General features: G+C 51.2%; 22 protein-coding genes and 1 tRNA gene. 12 read left to right on the top strand and 11 right to left on the bottom strand.

From position 1 onward, the window contains the following. The first annotated feature begins 234 nt into the window (after positions 1-234). From MCP_RS04865 to rsgA, 3 genes are all read left to right on the top strand, one after another. A complete protein-coding gene (locus tag MCP_RS04865) occupies positions 235-981 on the top strand; it encodes a hypothetical protein (protein ID WP_128859940.1) in 747 nt (248 codons plus the stop codon). A gap of 13 nt (positions 982-994) precedes the next feature. After that, positions 995-2,320, top strand: a complete 1,326-nt coding sequence (locus MCP_RS04860; protein ID WP_012899698.1) for a PrsW family glutamic-type intramembrane protease — start codon at positions 995-997, stop codon at positions 2,318-2,320. A 499-nt stretch (positions 2,321-2,819) separates the two neighbouring features. After that, positions 2,820-3,896, top strand: coding sequence for a ribosome small subunit-dependent GTPase A (gene rsgA, locus MCP_RS04855; RefSeq protein ID WP_012899697.1), 1,077 nt, complete (start codon positions 2,820-2,822; stop codon positions 3,894-3,896). A 66-nt stretch (positions 3,897-3,962) separates the two neighbouring features. Here the strand turns inward: rsgA and MCP_RS04850 are convergent, their stop codons facing one another. Continuing rightward, positions 3,963-4,676, bottom strand: coding sequence for a hypothetical protein (locus MCP_RS04850; RefSeq protein ID WP_128859939.1), 714 nt, complete (start codon positions 4,674-4,676; stop codon positions 3,963-3,965). A 240-nt stretch (positions 4,677-4,916) separates the two neighbouring features. Here MCP_RS04850 and MCP_RS04845 point away from each other — a divergent pair, with 240 nt between their 5' ends. The 4 genes from MCP_RS04845 to MCP_RS15625 all read left to right on the top strand — a co-directional run bounded on the left by MCP_RS04845 (position 4,917) and on the right by MCP_RS15625 (position 6,999). Next, positions 4,917-5,315 carry a CARDB domain-containing protein gene (locus MCP_RS04845; protein ID WP_128859938.1) on the top strand — a complete coding sequence of 133 codons (399 nt, stop codon included), beginning with the start codon at positions 4,917-4,919 and terminating at the stop codon, positions 5,313-5,315. Positions 5,316-5,476: 161 nt separating this feature from the next. Next, positions 5,477-6,055, top strand: a complete 579-nt coding sequence (locus tag MCP_RS15330) for a hypothetical protein (protein WP_128859937.1) — start codon at positions 5,477-5,479, stop codon at positions 6,053-6,055. Then, the gene (locus tag MCP_RS04835; protein WP_231845166.1) at positions 6,055-6,789 is read left to right on the top strand and encodes a trimeric intracellular cation channel family protein; all 735 of its coding nucleotides are present in this window, start codon (positions 6,055-6,057) and stop codon (positions 6,787-6,789) included. Before MCP_RS15330 ends, MCP_RS04835 begins: the two co-directional genes overlap by 1 nt. A 69-nt stretch (positions 6,790-6,858) precedes the next feature. Beyond that, positions 6,859-6,999, top strand: a complete 141-nt coding sequence (locus MCP_RS15625) for a hypothetical protein (protein WP_158301443.1) — start codon at positions 6,859-6,861, stop codon at positions 6,997-6,999. Between the two features lie 49 nt (positions 7,000-7,048). Here the strand turns inward: MCP_RS15625 and MCP_RS04830 are convergent, their stop codons facing one another. Next, on the bottom strand, positions 7,049-7,567 hold the full coding sequence (locus MCP_RS04830; RefSeq protein ID WP_012899692.1) for a DUF6125 family protein: 519 nt from the start codon (positions 7,565-7,567) through the stop codon (positions 7,049-7,051). Between the two features lie 76 nt (positions 7,568-7,643). After that, entirely contained in the window at positions 7,644-8,420 is a 777-nt protein-coding gene (locus MCP_RS04825) for a hypothetical protein (RefSeq protein WP_128567040.1), read from the bottom strand. A gap of 252 nt (positions 8,421-8,672) precedes the next feature. On the opposite strand from MCP_RS04825, the gene MCP_RS04820 reads away from it, so the two are divergent. Beyond that, the gene (locus MCP_RS04820) at positions 8,673-10,058 is read left to right on the top strand and encodes an amidase (RefSeq protein ID WP_012899690.1); all 1,386 of its coding nucleotides are present in this window, start codon (positions 8,673-8,675) and stop codon (positions 10,056-10,058) included. On the opposite strand, the gene MCP_RS15845 is transcribed toward MCP_RS04820, so the two are convergent. Then, positions 10,051-10,203, bottom strand: a complete 153-nt coding sequence (locus MCP_RS15845) for a hypothetical protein (protein ID WP_012899689.1) — start codon at positions 10,201-10,203, stop codon at positions 10,051-10,053. The two genes, MCP_RS04820 and MCP_RS15845, sit on opposite strands and share 8 nt — an antisense overlap. Positions 10,204-10,267: 64 nt before the next feature. Between MCP_RS15845 and MCP_RS04815 the strand changes: the two genes are divergently transcribed. From MCP_RS04815 to MCP_RS04805, 3 genes are all read left to right on the top strand, one after another. Further along, positions 10,268-10,732 (top strand): nucleoside deaminase, encoded by a 465-nt coding sequence (locus MCP_RS04815; RefSeq protein ID WP_012899688.1) that lies wholly within the window; start codon positions 10,268-10,270, stop codon positions 10,730-10,732. Positions 10,733-10,981: 249 nt separating this feature from the next. Further along, positions 10,982-11,536: a helix-turn-helix domain-containing protein gene (locus MCP_RS04810; protein WP_012899687.1), complete on the top strand. Its 555-nt coding sequence runs from the start codon at positions 10,982-10,984 to the stop codon at positions 11,534-11,536. Between the two features lie 10 nt (positions 11,537-11,546). Continuing rightward, a complete protein-coding gene (locus tag MCP_RS04805; RefSeq protein ID WP_012899686.1) occupies positions 11,547-13,205 on the top strand; it encodes an AMP-binding protein in 1,659 nt (552 codons plus the stop codon). 17 nt (positions 13,206-13,222) lie between these two features. Here MCP_RS04805 and MCP_RS04800 read toward each other — a convergent pair whose 3' ends face one another. Further along, a complete protein-coding gene (locus MCP_RS04800; RefSeq protein ID WP_012899685.1) occupies positions 13,223-14,119 on the bottom strand; it encodes a metallophosphoesterase family protein in 897 nt (298 codons plus the stop codon). A gap of 204 nt (positions 14,120-14,323) precedes the next feature. Here MCP_RS04800 and MCP_RS04795 point away from each other — a divergent pair, with 204 nt between their 5' ends. Next, entirely contained in the window at positions 14,324-14,686 is a 363-nt protein-coding gene (locus MCP_RS04795; protein ID WP_158301442.1) for an ankyrin repeat domain-containing protein, read from the top strand. A 65-nt stretch (positions 14,687-14,751) separates the two neighbouring features. Here the strand turns inward: MCP_RS04795 and MCP_RS04790 are convergent, their stop codons facing one another. The 6 genes from MCP_RS04790 to MCP_RS04765 form a co-directional block, all read right to left on the bottom strand. Next, positions 14,752-15,264: a DUF7000 family protein gene (locus tag MCP_RS04790; protein WP_012899683.1), complete on the bottom strand. Its 513-nt coding sequence runs from the start codon at positions 15,262-15,264 to the stop codon at positions 14,752-14,754. Positions 15,265-15,540: 276 nt separating this feature from the next. Continuing rightward, positions 15,541-16,389: a hypothetical protein gene (locus tag MCP_RS04785; RefSeq protein WP_012899682.1), complete on the bottom strand. Its 849-nt coding sequence runs from the start codon at positions 16,387-16,389 to the stop codon at positions 15,541-15,543. A gap of 13 nt (positions 16,390-16,402) precedes the next feature. Beyond that, on the bottom strand, positions 16,403-19,543 hold the full coding sequence (locus MCP_RS04780; protein WP_012899681.1) for a FlgD immunoglobulin-like domain containing protein: 3,141 nt from the start codon (positions 19,541-19,543) through the stop codon (positions 16,403-16,405). Positions 19,544-19,909: 366 nt separating this feature from the next. Next, a complete protein-coding gene (locus MCP_RS04775; RefSeq protein WP_012899680.1) occupies positions 19,910-20,398 on the bottom strand; it encodes a hypothetical protein in 489 nt (162 codons plus the stop codon). Positions 20,399-20,902: 504 nt separating this feature from the next. Then, positions 20,903-21,226: a hypothetical protein gene (locus tag MCP_RS04770; RefSeq protein ID WP_128859936.1), complete on the bottom strand. Its 324-nt coding sequence runs from the start codon at positions 21,224-21,226 to the stop codon at positions 20,903-20,905. A 347-nt stretch (positions 21,227-21,573) separates the two neighbouring features. After that, a tRNA-Thr gene (locus tag MCP_RS04765) sits at positions 21,574-21,645 on the bottom strand. Between the last annotated feature and the right edge of the window lie 112 nt (positions 21,646-21,757).

Raw genomic sequence — 21,757 nt, 5'->3', positions numbered from 1 at the left:
ATTGATTTATAATTACTACTTTAGTTAAAATAAATTATACTAACAAAATTGGGAGAATTCAATTCTGAATGACCCCAAAGTCGCAAAGCAATCGCCCAATACAAACACACTTCTCTAATAAAACATAACTATATAACCAAATAAAGTCTAAGGATAACGATTAGGTTAGCAGGTGATTAACCTATGAGGGGACGTAATCGAACGGATAGCTTTATCTATAGATATCGATGGAGATTGTTTTTCTCTTTACTGGCATTGATCTTTGCCATACCACTACTGATCTACGTGAGCAGCCCTGTATTCCACGCGGTAGGCCTCCATGACATGGCCAGCGCGGGCGACAACATGCGGGCTGCGAGCGACGGCCAGGAAGCGGCCATGGGCTCGACTGCCGCTTCGGCAGCGGCAGGAGCGGCAGCAGCGGGCTCGGGCTCCGGCAGCGAGAACGGCCGGGGTAAAGATGACGACGCTCTCGCACCGCTCACCCCGAGTTCAGGTGGCGAAGACGATCTAGCGCCTCTTACCCCGAGTTCGGGCGCCGATGCTGGTACAGGGACCGACGCTGGGTCCGGCAAGGATACGAGTACGAGCACGGATGACGGGAAAAGCGCCTGGGACTCGTTCACGGAAACAGTCGGCAATGCGGCAGATGCGGTCAAAGAAGCGGCCGGTAATGCTAAAGACTGGGTCAGTGAGCAGGTGAGTAACGAACCGACGGGCGATGTATCGCCGTCAACGTCACTCGATCCGGAGACATCGAAGCCTCCGTCGTACGACGATCACGAGTGGGGAACCGGGCCCAATACTGACAAAGGCTCCGGCTCCGGGAGCAAATCCGACGGCGGCTCAAGCTCTGGCAGCAGCACCGATAGCGGCTCCAGCGGCAGCTCTGGCAAGGGCTCGGGCAGCGGCTCGAGTGGCAAGGGTAGCATGACCAATGAAAATAATACAGACATGTTCGGGTTACCCGACTGGCTCTGAGGGGGTGTGACACATGGCACAAGATAACCGATCAATAAGCCAGCAGGCACAGGCTGTGACCGTGGCGCCACCGGCAAAGGCTGTATCGAAGCCCCCGGCGCCCGTCAAGCTCAGCAAGCTGGCCATGATCCAGATCGTGGCATTCATCATAATCGGCATATGGAGCGTCATAAACATCGCCCTGCTCATGACGAACAGGATCACATTCCAGGGCATCATCTGGGCGCTCTGGTGGCCGGCCATATTCCTCGTACAGTACACGGTACTGACGACGCCGTGGCGCGCCATCACAGTAAAAGAGATCGGCAGGATGTTCCTCATCGGAATGGGGCTCGTGTTCTTCGCCTCGTACTGGAGCGAGCAGCTGATGGTCGCCGTCATAACGGCGTTCAGTGATTTTAACCCGCTCTACATAATCCTCCGATCAAGCTTCGTGCTCGGCCCGGGCGTGAACATCATGGCGGACGTCGCCTCGCCCATCTGCGAGGAGACGGTCAAGATCCTGCCCGTGATCATTTTCCTGTTAATTGCCGGCAGAGGCTACTGGAAGCGTGCCCTCGGGCCGCTCGATGTCGCCCTGCTCGGCGGCGCCTCAGGTGCCGGGTTCTTTTTCATGGAGAACATCGCCAGGGTCATATCCGGGTACTGGGAGCGCCTTGGCCCGGACAGGTCGTCCTGGGTGGCGGGCCCGGGATTCAACCCGTTCTACATATTCCCGGACGCATACCATAGTGGTCCGTCTATCTGGCTGGGCCACCCGGAGGCGACGATGTTCATCGGCCTCGCCCTCGGATACGGCCTGTTCATAAGGAAGAAGTTCAAGCTCTGGCCCATTATTCCGGCCATCGCGTTCGTCTGGGTCACCTGGCTGCACTTCATGATCAACGGGTCCGACCTGTTAGGCGATCTCTGGTGGGGTAAGATCGTATTAATGCTCCGCCTCAACGGCGGCCTGGCAATATATGCGCTTGAGCTTGGCTTGCTTGGCGCGCTCGCGATCGCGATGATAACCAAGTACCTGTACCTGAAGAACGACAAAGAGGCTACTCTGGCGGTCGTATTAAAGGACCTCCAGGCATTCATAAAGGCGACCCCCGGCCAGCCGATGGTCGTCGCGAAGAAGCTGTGGAGCCTGAGGCACTTCTGGTCGTTCCGCCACGCGGTCGCCTACGGCCGGTTCTACTTGAAGCAGCAGAAGCCTTCCCAGATCAAGCGTAAATGGGTCTACTGGCTCGCGGACCTGCGTGAGCAGGCGCTTGGCAGGCCCAAGTATGTTATGCGCAGAAAAGCGGCAGCACCGGTTAAACCTGTAGTAACGGAAGATAATCCTGCCTCTTGAGCAGGATTTCTTTTTTTCTTTTTGTGTTCTTATAATATTTTTACTATCATTTTAGCTAATACTTTTCTTGCTTTATCCTGAGCCGTCTCGGAGTGGTCCAACCACAGGGGCACGGAGAGCTCAGAGTTTCACAGAGATTTTTTAAAGATGGAGGCTCAGAGGGCACGGAGAACGGGTTTATAACTTACCTGAGGCACAGAGTTTAACGAGGCACTGCCGAGGATAAACCCGCATTATTATTTATTGGTCAACCGGGCCTCAATTATCTCTGTGCCCCAGGCAAACTAATAAACCGGGCTCTGTGGGCTCTGAGTCTCAAATTATAAAAAATAACTCTGTGAACTCCCGTGCGCTCTGCGCCCCTGTGGTTAAGGACACTCAATGACGGCATAACGTGAAAGGATAGAAAATGTTAATCTCCAAAACCACGGGAATATCACTTTGTATCAGTTAACCACAATTATCTTAGCGTATACTGAGCATATAAGAGACGATTACAATGGACCCGATGTTAAGATCGCTCGGCTGGGACGCGTTTTTCGGAACAGCATTCCGTGAGTACGCGGGAAGCCACGAGCCGGGCAGAGTATCTACAGTTACCAGGACCGGATGCAAGGTCTACACGAAAGCCGGGGAAATAAACGCCCGAATACCCGGTAAACTCCGAAAAGACAGCCTGCTGCCCGCCGTAGGCGACTGGGTCGCCTTATCGAAGGACGATTCAGGCACATACACGGTGCAGGCCATCTTGCCCAGGAGAAGTAAGATCTCCCGGAAAGATGCAGGAAGAGTCACTGGCGAGCAGGTCATTGCGACCAACGTGGATACCGCTTTCATCGTCACATCCCTCAACAAAGACCTCAACCTTAGGCGGCTGGAGAGATACCTTGCGGTCGCCCGACAAAACGCTGTCGAGCCTATAATCGTCCTGAACAAATCGGATGTCTGCCCGGACATCGATGGCAGCCTGAACGACGTTAAGTCGATAGCCCCGGGCGTACCAATTTTCGCCATCAGCGCCATACAGAAGACCGGCCTGGAACAATTATCGCCGTATATGAAAGAGGGCAAGACCATCGTCCTCCTGGGCTCGTCGGGCGTTGGCAAGTCCACCATCATCAATGCTCTGGAAGGCTATGGCCGCCAAAAGATCGGCGATATCAGGGAGGACGATAGCCGGGGAAGGCATACTACGACGGCCAGAGAGCTCATCATAATGGAAAGCGGCGGGGTCATCATCGATAATCCCGGCATGCGGGAGCTGCAGCTCTGGGACGCCACGGACGGCATCGCGGAGACGTTCCAGGACATCGAGGAACTTTCACGACAATGCAAGTTCTCTGATTGCCAGCACGAGACCGAGCCCGGATGTGCGATAAAAAGAGCCATAAAAGAAGGTACCCTCCCGGAAGCACGGTTCGAAAGCTACCAGAAGCTACAGCGTGAGCTACTCGCCCTGAAAAGGAAGAAAGATCCCGGGCTAATGGCCGAGGAGAGGAAGAAGTGGAAGAAGATCGGGCAAATGGGCAAGGCGATACATGAGAATAAAGAGCGGGGTTTGTCACACCGGTGGTAGACATGCTGATCCAGGAGCTATAAACCTAAAAAAGAAAATTGAGCCCTGATCCCGGGCCCCTTGTTTTTAATAGTTCGTCCCACAACAGATGTTGCAAACGTTTATTGGGTCATACCCGTTATCGACGCACGTAAAGAAGCATGCGTTGGGGTTACCGGAGAACATTTCCGGCGAATACGGACACGATGACACGGGCACCGGCACAGCTATGAAGCCGGCGGGCTGTACGCCGAAGACCCACGACTGGCCGTTCCAGTAGCGGTGCTGGTGGCTGTGGCGCCACGAGTTATAATCTTTGCCGCCGAAGAACTGGCCCCTGTCGAAGCTGCGGCCTTCGAAACCGCCACGCGGGCCCATTCCACGCTCACCGATGCCGCGCTCGCCTGTGCCTCGTTCGCTAATCCCGCGCTCGCCCACACCGCGCTCGCCACCCTGGAATCCGCCCTGAGGCTTCGTTCCGGTGAACTGGCCGCCCTGCTGCGTGCCCTGGCCCGCCAGCTGTCCTGCCTGGCCGGCCATGCCGCCGCCAGTCCTTACTCCGGCCTGGCCGCCCTGGGCGCCCATGCCGACCTGTGGCTTAGCTCCGCCCCCGGTTTGCATGCCGCCGCCCGTCTTTACCCCGGCCTGGTCGCCGGTCTTCGCGCCGCCTGCAGCGCCGCCCTGCATCCCTCCTGAACCCTGTTCGCCGCCGCGTGCCGCATACGCCATCGTTACGGTGAACGCAAGCACCGTCGACAGGACGACAAAGGCCACTATTAAGCACTTCCAACCCATTCTCATATGAAACTCCACAGGAACAGATGTGCGCGGAGCGTAAAAGGAAAAGACACAAAAATCAATTTCAAAAGGCAGTATATGCGAATATATAGCTACAGTCCTGCATGGCGAGCAGTAAAAATTTCGAATCAGGCTCTCGATACTCATATCCAATAATAGCGGCCTGGTATAGCTAATTGGGCCGGGCGGTCGGGACCATGTTTGGCATCAAAAACGATTATAATAATGCCCGTCTCAATTAAATTGACCAATATGTTACTCCATGTTTCACTCATTTTAAGCGCGGTCCCGCCGGGCCCGGCAGTAAAGGCGGAGATCGTCGACAGCGGCACCGATAAGGACGCTTACAAAGTAGGCGATAAGGCCACGGTACGCATCTCGATAAAGAACACGGGCGACAGGGACATCACGAAGGTCGAAGTGCGCGCCGCCATCGAGAAGGAGTTCCTGGGCAACTTCGTGAAGGTCATGAGCGACCATATCCAGGTGCCAATATACCGGATCAGGCCGGGCGAGACGGAGACCTACAAACAAACGGCCACCATACCGAACTTCCCGGGCAAATACCGCGTCGGCACCAGGGTCATTGCCAATGGCCAGGAGATCGGCGAATTCCAGAAGACGATCGAAGTAACGCGGTGAGCGGGCCAATGCTCCCTGTATGCCCTCGTGTAAAACAAAACGCGAGGAATTATAAAAAAATTAAATCACGGTTCGCATAGTGCATTGAATGCGCCATCTTTTACGAGTATATTTCAAAGACAATACGATTTTATTATGCGGGTGAAAAAACGATGGTTGGATTGAGCAAGATAGTAACACTGCTGACGACTGCCATGGTCGTGTTATGCCTGATCGGCGTGGCGACGCCGGCGTTCGCCCAGATGTACGGAGGCAAGGGCATACCGCAGGCGTCCAATATGGGCGCGAACGCCAATGCGAATATGGGCATGGGCAAAGGCATGCCCCAGACCTCCAACATGGGCGGAATGGGTAAAGGCGCTAACATGGGAGCCAACGTAGGCGGCATGGGCAAAGGCATGCCCCAGACCTCTAATGTGGGCGGAATGGGCAAGGGATTATCCACGCCCAATGTCGGAGGCATGGGCAAAGGCGCTAACGTAGGCGGCATGGGCAAAGGCACCGACATGGGCGCCAACATCGGCGGCATGGGCAAAGGCATGCCCCAGACCTCTAACGTAGGCGGCATGGGCAAAGGCATGCCCAGCTCCAACATGGGCATGGGCAAGGGCATCCCCCAGACCTCCAACATGGGCGCTAACGCCAACATGGGCATGGGCAAAGGCGGCTATGGCGGCGGCTACGGCATGGGCGACATGGGCTACGGCGGCTACGGCGCCGGAATGAGCCCCGGCTATTAGTGAAGCAGGCCGATAAATACGACACCCGGGGCAGCGCACGCTGTCCCATCTTTTTATCATGCGATAATTTTATCGATGGCCAGCGCTATCAAAAGCCTGACGCCATGCTTGAACAGATGCTCTTCGAGTTCTTCATCGCCATCGGCACGATCGCCTTCGCCATTTCCGGTGCCTTCAAGGCCATACGCCACGAGTTCGACGTTCTCGGCCTCCTGGTGCTGGGCTTCGCGACCGCCCTCGGCGGCGGGCTCATCCGGGACGTGATGCTTCACCGCACGCCCACGGCGTTCATCGACAACGGCCCTGCCGCGTATGCGCTCGCCGGCTGTGTGATCGTGCTGGTATCCCACTGGCTTTCTAAAAAAGTCTGGGGCCTGGCGGACCCGGAAAGCCGTACCTTCCTGGTGCTCGATGCCGTCGGCCTGGCGGCCTTCACGGTCATAGGGGCGAGCGCGGGCGCAGAGGCGGGGCTCAATGTGTTCGGCATCATCATGCTGGCGGCCCTTACCGGTGTCGGAGGCGGCATGATCCGTGACCTTCTGGCAGGAGAGACCCCGCTGGTCCTCAAGTCGGACTTCTATGCTACGGCCACGATAATCGGCGCTGTCGTCTTCTTCATCCTTAGCTATCTTTCGATTGACCCTGTAACGAATTCGGCCGTCACATTCGCCGTAACGCTGCTCCTTAGGCTCTCCGCCATACAGTTCAAGTGGCAGCTGCCCAGGCCGAAATGATGAGAAAATATACGGCATACCGATACGTATAATCCAATAGATACCAATAGAAAGTAGAGAGTTGATCACATGCCTTATTACATACCCGTTGAACAGCGGAACACTTACTTACGATTCAAGGAAGCTCTCGAGGATTCGGACAGCCCGAACATCGACGAGTTCATGAACGAGCTGCTGGATGTTTATGAGCAGCAGGACTCGAACATCTAATTTTTAAGGGCCGTGCCCACTTCTGGACGATGCAGAACATTAACTTCGGCTAATCCTCTTTTTTCATATAAAATCGCCACTTGCAGAACATGTCTTTCGGATGTGGGCCCGGAGGGGCAAAGAGGCATTCTACGCATATGCGGTCATCAATGGCCTGCGCGAACCCTGTGAATTCAGCCCTATGCATTTCCCGGCAGACGTACTCCCCCAGCCCACGCCGAAGGCGTGCCTCCTGGGTCGGGCACGACGGTACGGAAATGATGACCTCATCGTCCTTGAGCTCGATGTCATAATTGACGATGATGGCCCAGGGGAAGAGCCGGAGCGCCTTGACAAAGCCCTCTAATCCTTTTTCCGTGATGTTGAACCGTGCGAGCAGGTCTTTAGCGGCCATTGGCGCCACGCGTCCCCAGACCTGCTCGTTGACCTCTTCGGCGACGGGCTGGCCATAGCGCTCTGCCACATAGATGAACCAGAAGGCGTCGACGACGCGGTAATGCCATAACAGGAACCCCAAATAGTCTTTCATTTCCTCCTTACTCATGTCGTCAAAGCGGTCCAGGTCCATATGAACACCTAAATAAGGATGGTGTCCCGGAACCTAATAAAATATACGCCGGGTGACCCGGCTTTTATACCGAGGCCTAGGCCGAACGGGCCATCGCCGCTTCGCCGATACGGAAGCCGTGGTCCGCGCTCCAGTCGAACAGCAATTCCACCCGGGGCATATTCCGGGGGTCGGCAAGGTCGATACCTGTAAGCCGGGCGAACGTTTCCTTCATGTTCTTGAATACCGGCTCCTCGGATCTCATTATCTTCCCTGCGACCTCGTCGATATTCCCGGCGGTCTCGACATATTCGACGATATAGTCGCCCTCGGGCCGATGTTGCAGGAACGATAATACTTTAATTACCCGGTTTTCGATGTACTGCTCGAGCTGGCGCATCCGCCACTCTTCCCTGAACCGGGCATAGAAGCGTTTAGCTTCTTCGGCTTTTTCGGGCAGTAGCATTACTGCATAAGCCCTGGATTCCGTCATAGCTTCGCCGGTCTTCCGGTCCGCCGTCCAGTCGAACAATAGCTCCAGGTCCGGTATATTTTCCGGCGCGGTAATGTCGTAACCGGCGAACCTTTGGAACTCCCGGAAAATGAAATCAGCCACTGGAAGGTCGATGCCCCGGTTCTTCATGAGTATCGTGCGAAGCTCCTCGGAGCCCCGGATGTACTGGGTCAGGTAATGCTCGCCTTCCATGGTCTCGAGGAACGCCATGACACGGGATTGTCCCACGTTACGCAAATATACGTCCATGGTGCCGGCCTTTTTTGTGCCGGCCTCCCTCCAGAAATCCTTCAACTCCAGCACTTTATCCGGCTTGATCGGTACGACAAAGCAATAATCAACGTCCTTTTTTACTTCCAATTTATCGCTCCCCCATTGTCTGTATCGGCCTGAGACAAATATAACATGCTGAAAGAATATTCGATTCTCCGCTTGAAATGGCGGCACTCTTATCGACGGCCCGACGGGCCCGTGCCGCCGATGGTATCGATAACGTTCAATAATGGCGATATCTAACGTGTATAACGGGCGTTCACCATCGATGTCATATATAAGGATGCCTCCGCGCTGGCCCGGCTCATCGCGGAAGGAAAGCTCAGCCCGGTATCCGTAGTGGCCGCCTTTTTGGACCGTATCGAGAGGATGAACCCGAAGATCAACGCGGTGGTGACTCTCGATAAGGATAGCGCCCTCAGGGAGGCCGAGGAGGCCGAGGAAGCATTGAAGAGCGGGGCCCTGAAAGGGCCGCTGCATGGCGTGCCCGTTACCATTAAGGACTCCTTCGAGACGGCGGGGATGCGGACGACGAGCGGCCTGCCTGCCCGGTCTAACTATATACCGTCGAAGGACGCTACGGTCGTGGCGCGCCTGAAGGCCGCGGGCGCCATCGTCATGGGGAAGACCAACCTGCCGGAGTTCCTGTCCGGGTGCCATTGCTGCAATCCAATTTTTGGGGGTACGAATAATCCATGGGACGTCTCGAGGACGCCCGGTGGCAGCAGTGGCGGCAGCGCGGCGGCCGTGGCCTCGGGCATGTCGGCGCTCGATATCGGGAGCGACATTAAGGGCTCGATCCGTGTGCCGGCTCATTTTTGCGGCGTCTACGGGCTAAAGCCAACTGACTTTATGGTATCCTCGACAGGGCATATCCCCGGCACGCCCCGGGGCCTGTTAAGGTACCTGATATCCATTGGCCCCCTGGCACGTTCCGCCCGGGACTTACGGCTTGCCCTGTCCATTATCGGCGGCGAGGACGGCCGCCTGTGGGAAGTGCCCCCTATGCCCCGTTTCCCTCCTAAGAACAAGGAGGTCGGAGAGCTAAAGCTGGTAGTGAGCGATTCGTTTCCGGGCCTTCCCGTCACGGAGGAGATAAAAAGCATGGTCAGGCATGCAGGCGACTTGCTTTCCGGGCAGGGTGCCACCGTAGAGTTCGCCATACCGGAGAAGTTCAACTCTCAAAAAGCGGTCGAATCCAACCAGGAGGTCGAGATGACAGCCATGTACTCCCGCTCGCCGCCATGGCACATACCCCGAAAGGTCTGGCAAGTGATGGCACAAAATGCTAAAAATCCATTCCTGCGGGGCTCCTTTGCGGGGGCCGGCTCGGACCTGTATAGATACTCGAAGGCGCTAGGGCAGCGCGATGCTTTCATCAGGAAAGTGGAATCGTTTTTATCGGGCCGGGACGCCTGGATGTGCCCGGTCGCATCGATAGCAGCCCCGCGGCACGAGGAATTAAAAAATTTCATGGAAGTCATGATGGCCGACGTGGAAGTCGAAGGCGTGAAGACCCCCTATGACGTTGCGACGTTCGGATATACCAGCATATTCAACCTGACGGGAAGCCCGGTGGTCACCATCCCCGCGGGCTTTACGAAGGACGGCCTGCCGGTGGGCCTGCAGGCCGTGGGAAAACGCTGGAGGGACGTGCAGCTTCTGGACGTAGCTGAAATGATATCGGGCATTATCGGCACCTACAGGCCGCCTGACTTCACTTGAGAGGCTCGACCTTCTCGGATGCACATTTCGGACAGCTCGGGTTTTTACCGATGCCTTTGAATTCGTCGCCGCAGTCTTTACATTTGTATTTCTCGACCTGGCCCATTTCAAAGTCGAAGTCCGGCGGGCCGCCTACGGAGCACATTTTAATGTCACCAGTTTTATAATTAAATTGTACGTACATAATTGTGTTGACAGGTCGATGTCCAGTGAACGATGAAGACTACATGCGGCTGGCAATAGAGAAAGCGCGAGAAGGCGTGAGACATGGCCAGCTGCCGTTCGGCGCCTGTATCGTAAAGGATGGAAAAGTCGTGGGATGCGCACATAACACGATCCTTCGGGATAAAAACCTGACCGCTCACGCTGAGATAAATACGATACATGAGGCATGCCACGTGTTTGACTCGCTGGACCTGTCCGGGTGTACGATTTATTGCACCTGCGAGCCGTGCCCCATGTGCCTCGGAGCGCTGGGACTGGCTAACATCGACAGAATCGTATATGGCGCCAGAATAAGCGACGTAAAGATGGACGGCTACGTGGTGCTCGATACGCCCGGGGAGCTGTTCAGCATTATCGGCGACGGTAAAATATCGGCCCGCGGCAACGTACTGAAGGAAGAGAACCTCGTACTTTTCAGGGAATGGGAAAAGGACAATATAAAAAAATAAATGTCACTGGCAATCCACCAAATAACTTTCGCTTGAAAAGCATAATAATTAAGAATTTTTTAACTATTACTTAACTATTATTTATTATAAATACCCTTAAAATGCAAACTCTAGTACGTCGACGCCATTTAGCTTGCGATATGACAGCATACCGCATGGAAGCCTTTAAATAGTATTTCATGGGTTGCTTAATTATTGACTGTATCAGCAGCGAGCATCAAGTGTTGAATATCAAGTGAGGATAAACACATGCAGGAACGCATAAAAGAAGTGGCCGCCAGGGTGAAGGAACTGAGGGGCATCCTGGAGATCGGCACGGACGAGATGGCGAAATATCTCAACATCAGTAAAGACCGGTACGAGAGGTATGAGAATGGCGAAGAGGACATACCGGCGAGCGAGCTGTACGAGATCTCGAAGAAGCTCGGCGTCGAGATGAGCATTCTCCTGACCGGCGAGACGCCAAGGATGCACTATTTCACGGTGACCCGGAAGGGCAAGGGCGTGAGCGTCGAAAGGCGGAAGCAGTACAAGTACCAGAACCTGGCCTTTAATTTTATTAACAAGAAAGCCGAGCCGTTCATCGTGACCGTGGAGCCGAAGCCCAAGGGCACTCCCGTGCATACGAACTCTCATCCAGGCCAGGAGTTCAACTACGTCCTGGACGGCAGCCTCCGGTTCATCATCAGAGACCAGGAGTTCGTCCTCAACGAGGGCGATTCCATCTACTTTGACTCGAGCTGCGACCACGCCATGGTGGCGTTGAATGAAAAGCAGGCCCGGTTCCTGGCCATCATCATGTGAGGAAAACGACATGTCACTATTACATAAGTTCCTTGAAAAAACGGAGTTCGATTCCTACGAGGATTTCCGAGATAATTTTAAGATCAAGGTGCCCTCGAACTTCAACTTCGCCTATGACGTGATCGACGTCATGGCCCGCGAGACGCCGGATAAGCTGGCCCTCGTGTGGTGCGACGACAACGGCGGCGAGCAGATCATGACCTTCGCCGATATCAAGCGCATGAGCGACAAGGTCGCGAACTTCCTGAAGGGCATCGGCATCAAGAAGGGCGACGCCGTGATGCTGGCACTCAAGGGAAGGTACGAGTGGTGGTATGTCATGGTCGCACTCCACAGGATCGGCGCCATCGCGATCCCCGCAACGCACATGCTCACGACGAAGGACATCACTTATCGTGTTCAGCTTGCCGACATCAAGATGATCATTACGGCGAACGAGAAGTCGCTCATCGATCACGTTGATAAGGCCCAGAAGGAATGCTCGCTGAAGTTTAAGGCCGTAGTGGGCGGGAAATATGATGGCTGGATCGATTTCGATACCGAGGTCGAAAAAGCCCCGGAACATTTCGAGAGGCCGAAGGGCAAGGAAGCCACGAAGAACGAGGATATCCTGATCTTGTATTTCACGTCGGGAACAGTGGGGCTTCCCAAGATGGTCCAGCACAACTTCGTCTATCCCCTGGGCCACATCCTCACGGCGAAGTACTGGCAGAACGTTATGGACGACGGGCTGCATTACACGGTGGCGGACACGGGATGGGCCAAAGCGGTCTGGGGCAAGATCTACGGCCAGTGGATCTCCGGCAGCGCCGTCTTCGCCTACGATTACGAGGAGTTCAACCCCGCCCGGCTGCTGGCGATGACCTCGAAATACAAGGTCACCACCTTCTGCGCCCCGCCGACCATATACCGTTTCCTCATCCACGAGGACATGAGCAAGTACGACTTCTCCAGCTTGAAGTACTGCGTCGTGGCCGGCGAGCCCCTGAACCCGGAAGTATACAATAAATGGCTCGAGCGTACGGGCCTAAAGCTCATGGAAGGCTTCGGCCAGACAGAAATGACGGTCGCCCTCGGTACCTATCCCTGGATAGAGCCCAGGCCCGGTTCCATGGGCAAGCCCTCGCCCGGTTATAACATCGAGCTTATCAGCCTGGATGGTAAAAAATGCGAGGCGGGCGAGGAGGGCGAGATCGTCGTCAATACCATGAAAGGCCTGCCCGCGGGCATTTTCGATGGCTATTACCGGGACGATAGGAGAACTAAATCGGTCTGGCACGACGGCTACTACTATACGGGTGACATGGCCTGGATGGATGAGGAAGGCTATTTCTGGTTCGTGGGCCGTTCCGACGACGTCATTAAGAGTTCCGGCTACCGTATCGGGCCCTTCGAGGTCGAGAGCGCCCTGATCACGCATCCCGCGGTCGTGGAATGCGCCATTACGGCGGTGCCCGACGAAATCCGGGGCCAGATCGTGAAGGCGACGGTGGTGCTTAAGAAGGACTATACGCCCAGCGACGCCCTGAAGAAGGAGCTGCAGGACCACGTGAAGAAGGTCACGGCGCCTTACAAGTACCCGAGGATCGTGGAATTCGTGCCTGCGCTGCCGAAGACGATCAGCGGGAAGATCAGGCGCGTGGAGATCCGGGACCACGATAAGAAGTAAATTACCTTCTTCTTTTTTTAGCACTCATAATATTGAGTCTGCGGTCGCCTGATCTCTTCTTCCTTTTTTCTTCCCATCTCGAAGCTGAGGAGGTAAAATGTCTTTGCTCCGTCTTTCTCGGCTAGGACGCCGAAGTAGCAGGTGTCCCAGCCGTACTGGAGGAAGCCTTCGGGCCCTGCGATGCCCAGCCTGACGAGATAATTGGTATCATCGTTTATCGGGAGCCTCTTTTCTTTTATTTTATGGCCGTTCAGCGATATTTCCTCTGAGTCCAGCTTATTAAGCACGTCCTCGACTTCCCCGTTCTTTTGCACGAAGGCCGCTTCCTTGTGGTTGTGGCCGCAGGCGATGACGAAGCCGTCGGAGCCCAAAGCGGACTTTACGGCATCGAAGGCCTGAGACGGTAAATAGTTATAGCCGGCATAGTCGATGAACGACTCGCCGATGACCGATATGCGCTGCCATGTCTGCGAATATATCCACTCGTCGTCGATGGTCTTTTCTTTCGCCGGAATTGCGGCCGGGTCGATGGGCCCGCCATGCACCGCATAAAGCTTGTTTTCCATATCGACATGAGTCCTGCCGATTCCCTGGAAGAAGCCCTGGTATTCGTCCGTGGCAAAATAGCTATCGTGGACTCGAATGCTGTGGCGGTCGTTGCCTAATAACGATAAATGATATAGAAATGACTCGTCGTGGTTGCCTAGCACCGATACGAGGTTTTTTACATCTTTTAGCCTTCGGACGACCTCGCAGGGATGGTAACCTCGCTGCAAAGTATCCCCCAGGTTGATGGTCTTCGATATCGGGCCGTAATGGGCGGCAAAGTCACTGCTGCCTGCTATCGAAAGCAATGCGTCAAGCGCCTCGATATCCGCGTGGACGTCGGAGAAGAGAAGCAGGCAGTAGTTCATCCCACGACTGAATGCGCTTGGTTATAGTTAAACCTCTGGTCCGGCCGGCGATCTATTCATTACTTCGGCCCTTTGAAAAGGCTTATTATATAAGGAAAAATAAACTGTGCAAATGTCTATATGAAAAAATTTTTATCAGGTATTTTTGGGAAACCTGGAGACAGGGACTGTACACTGAAGCCACAGGAATTTTTCAATGAATTTGTGGCAGCGCTAAAGTCGCACGACATGGAAAAGGCACAGCAGCTCATCGCCCAAAACATGCGCCTGGTAAACTCGAAAAATAAGGACGGCATGAGCGTACTGGCCGTCTCGGCGGCAGCCGGGAACCGGGAATTCGTCGAAATGCTGCTTAAGGCCGGCGCCTACATCGACAGCCAGGACTATTTCGGCCTGACGGCCTTGATGTGGGCGGTAACGAACGGCCACAAAGAAGTAGTCGAGTGCCTGCTGGATGCGGGAGCGGATATCGGTATATATAATAAGTTCGATGGGACCGTTATGACGATCGCCGAAGCGGCCGGGAATAAGGACATCGAGGATCTATTGAAGAAGCGGTCCGGCTAGTAATCTCACGGATTTAAATAGAAGCTTTAATTTGTTTAAGAAAAGAGAGCATTATCAGAACAGTTTTATTGTTTAGATAAGAAGCCCTCAACATCCTTAATGAATTCCAGCGTCCCTTCCTCGATCTGCCTGGTTAACGAATCTAGATCGCTAAAATCCGGGTTTTCAACTAAAGTGCACTCGATTATAGAATCGGCGCCTTTTGTCGTTGAGGGAATGCGGTACTTATTCCAGCCACTTTCTTTAAACAATTTCCAGTATTTTGCCTGAACCTGCTTATTATATCCTGCCAGCCAAACTTCAAACCTGAATGTGTCATGAACAAAAACAATAGCGACTTTTAACTTTTGTTGTTTCAGTGATTCCGGGATGAAGGAAAAATAGGTCATGTCCATGTACCCATAATAGATGTTACCGGATACGAAGTAATCCGGATATTTATTCTGGAAATGCGACCTCAAGTCCATGATATATTCCATCAATCCCCTATACGCCTCTTTGATGTCGCCCTTCGCCACCTGTTTTCTATATTCATTCATATATTCATGGAATGGCTTTGCTTTCACAATATCCGGCATGATCTCGAACTCTTAATATCAATAATGCAGTCGCTCTCTTAATAATTGCTATTAAATTTAGTACAGGCTAACCTGGATATAAAAACCAGAAGAGCCGCCGGAGATCTCTGATATATTTAAAAGTACCTATATGAAGGACTCTTTTTCCTATCATAACCTATAACCGACACTAACCGAGTCCACACTGGTTGATTGGAAAAGGAAAATAAGGGAAGACAAGAATTCCGTATTTAAAAAAGCACAAAAAAATTTTACGATAATGGAGAATATACTCCATTATCGTTTCTTAGCCATCAGAAACATGACTAGTATACCGAGTACCGCTCCCACAGCGAATGTGCCTATCAATATGGGTACGCTTGTCATACCTGAATTGTTAGACGCTGGCATTGGCGTTGGAGTTGGAGTAGCCACCAGAGTTGAGGTTGGTGTCGGCGTTGGGGATGCTGCCCTTAACAAGATAAATGTCCCAATATCCCCCGACGGGGTGAACTTTAAAGACACCTGCCCAGAGCCAATATCAGGGGCGACCTTTTGTCCCTGGAAGTTCGCACCATCCAACCTTACGAGGTAGTACGTGGCCCCGGCATCCAGGCCCTCGGTTAGGCCGGATATCTTCAGCGTATACTTCGGACTGCCGGACTTGTAGTACCAATCATCCGGCTTTTTAGCGATTTTAACCTTAGCCAGTGCAAGTCCATCCATGCCTTCTGGTAATCCAGTAGTATCGGGGGTTTCGAAGGTTATGTCCAGCCATCCATCGTCCGGGATCTTCTGGCTCGTCTCGCCCTCCACCGTGAGGACATACATTGTATTGCCTATACTGCCATTCTTTTCGGCCCAAATCATAACGCTATTAAAGTTCTTGCCTTCCTGCCGGCCTATCATGGTCCCATCACTGGATTTTATGGGGAGAGTATAGGCTTCGAAAGCGGGGGGCGTGTAGCTGCCACCGCTGCCTCCACCGCCGCCTCCGCTGCTGCCTCCTCCACCCACTGGAACCGGGGTGGGTATGCTGGGCGGGTTAAAATCGTCATCGCTTAAGGATACATCGGCTGCTACTACCGTGAGTAGCAGTAAAGCCATTCCTGTCGTTATTAGCTTCGTTAATGTCCTGTTGTTCATATTACCACCTGTATCATATTCTCACCCAGTACCCGTAGCCCGGCTTCATCTCGGTCAGACCACCCTGCTGGTACTTGTCAGTCATAGTCGTGTGATAAGCCCACGGGCTAGCAGTGTTACTGCTATTATACATCCACACTATCTTCTCGTTCGGATAAGCAGCCAACGGCTGACGAACGTCCATCGTCGGGTTGCCGATAAGGTTCCACCCGCTATTCAAAGTCACATTACTATTCTTCGGCTGGTACCCGGTCACCGTGAATACCGTGTCGTTATTACACCGCACCCAGTATCCCTGCCGTTCGTTCACCGTCCTCAACGTGCCCTGTTTATACTTGTCAGTCATGGTCGTATAATACGCCCAAGCGTTCGACCTATTCGAGCTGTTATACTCCCACACAATCGAAACGTTATTCATAATCGGCTGGAAAAACATCGTTAAATTACCATCCTTGGGCACGACTGGTATTGAGATGAGGTTCCAGCCTTTATTTAGGTGATACGTGAACGATACAGGACTAATACCAGTCACGTTAAAACCGATCGGATCGCTCGTAATTATTGACGAAGAGGCGAATTCGCTGACGGCATTCGCATCGACGATAAGTAGGTTACCTTGAGCATCGATGCTTATACCATGTGGACTGTCGAGGTATTCCGAACCCAGGCAGATGATATTCCCATCGGGCAGTATCACATCGATCGTATTATTGATATCATTAGGCACGTATACGTTGCCAGAATCGTCCACAGCGATACCGCTCAACAAGTAACTACTCCAAGTATATCCATTACCCAACGTTCGAATGGTACCATTGGGATATAGTTCTTCAAAAGTCATATTGTCGACATTAGCGACGTAAATGTTACCCGACCGATCCACATCGATATATGATGGACTGTAATAATTGTCTTTTAACGTGACTGTGGTATTATTTGGATATATTAACAATATAGTTCTGTTCCACAAATCCGTCACGTAGACATATCCATTGCTATCGACGGCAACTCCCCACGGATATTGGATCCCGCTTCCGAGAGTATGGATCGTATGATCGGGGTATATGACCGTGATCATTCTGTTACCCGAATCAGCTACGTAGATGTTGCTTGATGCGTCAATATCCATGCTAAGAGGATTATCGAATCCGCTGCCAATCACCTCAACGGTACCATTAGAATGGATGACCTTCACGTCATTATTCACCGATTCGGTCACGTAGATGTCATCGTTCACATCACGTACCGCGGCCCGGGGGTAAGATAGCTTGCTCATGAACGTTCTTGTAGAGCCATTAGGATAAATCTCTAAGACCCGGACATGGTTCGTATCTGCCACGTACAAGTTATCTTGCGAGTCGACCTCCAGGCCCTCGGGCCAAGCTAGCCCGGTATAGAATGTCCCGACTGTGTTATTGGCATAAAGTATTTTGATAGAATTATCACTATCGTCCGTAACGTATACATTGCCGTGTGAGTCAACGGCCACGCCCCTTGGATCGGATGATATGAACGGTAATGTCCTGACAGTATTATTTACATAAATTTCCTTGACTATATCATCCAGACTCTGAGTCACGTAAACGTTACCCAACTCGTCGACCGCTACCATATATGGATGGACAATACCGCTCCCAAGCGTGACGATCGTTCCATTAGGATAGATCATCTTTATTGCATTATTGCCCCAATCGGCCACGTACACATTGCCTTTCGAGTCGACGTCTATGCCTGAAGGGTTAATAAATCCGCTGCCTATGGTCTTGATCGTGCCATTGGTGTAGACGATTTTTATCACGTTGTCCATATCGGCGATGTAAACATTATCCTGAGAGTCAACGGCCACGGAAAAGGGGTGGTTGAAGCCGCTACCGATAGATCGTGTCGTCCCATTGGGATAGATCCTCTTGATTGCACTGCCATCATTATCCGCCACTATCACATTACCCATGGAGTCTATGGCCACGTCGTATGGCGATAATGTATATTCATACTGTTTTATTAGATTTAATTGCCCGGGAATGCCTTCGGGGGTATGGACGGCGATTTTCAGAAGGTAATTGCCGTTTGGAACGCGTGTCCCATTATCAAAGCACCCATCCCATAAGATATCGTGCAGACCATTATACTGTATGCCCGTATCAACGTTCTTGATCGAAACCCCATTGGGGTCAGTAATTAACAAGCATACGTCATTGCCGGTTATGTCCGCGTTATTTAACATATAGCTTACTTTTATATCGTCATTCGGACCGATCGATGTCCTGTTCGCCGAAACATTGGTAATGCACGGGGGCCTTATCTCGTTATCCCATTTGAAATTAATCGTTGCATGTATGTTGATGTTCGGATCGTCTTCATAATATGCCCAGACAGTCGAGCTCGTGCTCGAATTGGCGTTATCGACCCAGCCGAATTGGACACTGGCGCTGCCGGTGTTATCGTGGGTCGGATTTTGTAGCAAAACGTTATTTCCAAGTCCATCAAGGCTGCCATTACTCGGAACCCATGGGAAACTTCCGGGCGTGAAGCTATTATTCGTGGCATTCCCGACCGTGAAATTAATGTTGTAGCCGTCAGCCACCGGGTTATTGAGGGAATCATACATGTATGCAGTGATCTTGATATTGTCCATACCATTAGCGACAACATAGTACCGCTCAACGGACATACCCATATAAGCCGGTTTTGTGAATAAGACGACCGAAGTGGTCGTGGCGGCGCTCAGGTTTTCATCAATACCGAACGCACCAGAGTAACCTTCGCCGTACGGGTCCTTCATGGCGTACATCTTGTAGGCATTTATGCCCCTGGCGTAGTCGCCACCGAACCAGGCGGAGCCGGTGCCCTTTACAGAGCTGTAGGTAGCGTTGATGCCAGTGATCCAATAGTTACCGTTCACATCAGACGTAGTGTTATAGTACTCTTCACTGGTGTTCGATGCGTTAACGATAGCGATGTAAGCACCGCCGACACCGACGGTACCGTTGACCGAGGTAGTCACTCTGCCGGTCACTGAACCATGCTTCCCATCCATGGCAGTCGGATATTTACCGCCATTCCAGATGGGCCGGTCAGCGTTTGCCGGCAATAACAATGCGGCCATCATTACGATCATCAACAACGCAGTCATCGTTTTCGCCATACTGCTCATTCACAAGACACCGACCTTTCGACAAGCGATCATTCGGGAGCCTAAAAGTCCCATAGATTTAAACGTAAGTAATTATCAATCGTTTGCATATTAAGGTTCTGTAATGATTATTCAACCATTTTTTATAAGAAAAATTGTGAATTTTTAACTCCAAAATCCCGGCTCTAACTATATACCCTTAAACATCTTGGGTCTATTTGAATTTGAACTGTTTAAAATAAAATAGGTATTTTAAACCCTGTGTAGGTAAGCTGATGGAGGGATTTGAACCCCCGATCTGCGGATTACGAATAGGATATCTGAAGGCTTTTTTTAAAAACCAAATAAGTACTGTATTATTTTCTATTATAAAAATGGAAATGGTTTTTAACTAACTTTTATGCTACCACTAATTGAAGCCGGGGATTCGAATTCAAATTTCTCCAGGGCCAAATTTCTTGCTTCCTCAGGCGTCACATCGCCGCCCCCGAAAGCAAGTTTATCGGGCGAGTCATCGATCACTTCTAGCAGTAATCCATCGCCTACAAAACTCGGGTCAAAGGACTTTGTTATCACGCCGGCTATCCAGGCTTTGTTACCCTCGACAACAAGTGTCGTAACATCAACCTTTACTAAATTGTGGCCAGGGCCTTCAGGGCCTTCATTATTTCTATATTGTATGGTTATCTGTCCTTTAGCATCATATTGATCGTCAATCTGTATTGCCGTAAAACCGATCGTATCTTTAAAATCACGAAGCAAAAACGTTCCTCCACCAGTGGCCTTATTCGTTTCTGTTGGGTTTTTCGCGATTGCCGTGCCTGCAAATGCTAATAGTACAAATAAGCCTATTATAACAATGGTTATTTTTTTCATTATAGTTCCTCCTTTTGTTATTCGTTTAGTGCTCTTTGGCGTAGTGCTAGATATGATAACAATATGACAATAATATGTTATTTATTTATTATTTATTATATAAGTTACTGTATGCTAATGTATTTTTTTATCTTAAGAGCGGAATGGTAACAAAGACTTACATATATAAAGCAAGCTTGGTTATGGCATAGTATTATATATTAAATCGCCTGGCGGCTATAAGATAAAAAATAATGAGGCGAGGGGCATCTCCCAGAAATGCCGATACCCTAAGGAACTTTTTAGGGATAATTATTTTTTAGTTTAATGCTTATATTGCATCAGAATTGTGCGAGTCTGCATGTGATGTAGGTTACCCATAAATTTGGCTTTATCTGTCAGCATGCGAAAATAAGCCCAAAATACAAAATAAGCATAAATTTGTTATAAAAATGAAAAGAGCCGACGGATGGATTTGAACCTCGATCTGCTGATTACGAATTGTAATATATGTCGATAATTTTCTCAAGTCTTGCCCGTTTTATACTTTTTGTCTACAAACCATGCGTAAACAAGGAAGATGACGATCAGGGCCAATAAAATTAAAACCCACCCAATGAGGCTGGCTAGTAATATGAACTGTAGATTGTTATAGTCGCCTGATACTATACTATATACCCATCCGATGGTCATGGCACACAAGAACGCGCCGTCGATAAAGACAATCAATTTGGCGGCCTCTTTATCGATCTTCGTCGCCACGTCTTCGGGTATGTCGACAATCTTCCAGGGCCGGTAATTATAGCTACTTTTAAAGTCCCCCTTCCAGACGTATAAACAGACCAGCATAGAAAAGATACAAATCCAGCCAAAAACTATAGTCTCAAGCAAACCGAAGGCCAGACCGTTGAAGACCATAACAATACGCCTTAAAATAAACTCTATTATTTAATAATATATTTTATCCATTGCTCTAGAACTGTTTTATCAACAAGCTTTGACATCTAAAGGGATTACGGCATACTTGATAGTACCCGAAAAACTAACATTTACTGGAGTATTGGTGGTTAATGATAATAGAATCGTATGAGTCAGCAGGAGATGCTAAATACCAATAAATTTGGCTTAATATGTCAGCACTTGGAAATGAGCCAAATCATTAAATAGACCATAAATTTGGTATTAAAAAGGAAAAGAGCCGCCGGAGGGATTTGAACCCCCGATCTGCTGATTACGAATCAGCCGCTTTGCCGCTAAGCCACGGCGGCCCATTATTTTCGATTATTAAGCCATATTTATGCTTTTTTCGACAAACGGGTTTATTTTCAATTGCTGACATAAAGAGCCAAATTTATCCTTATTTGACTCCACATGCTGACT

It is taken from the genome of Methanocella paludicola SANAE, from assembly GCF_000011005.1.
Taxonomy (GTDB): Archaea; Halobacteriota; Methanocellia; order Methanocellales; family Methanocellaceae; genus Methanocella; species Methanocella paludicola.
This window is presented reverse-complemented; position numbering and strand designations above follow the sequence as displayed.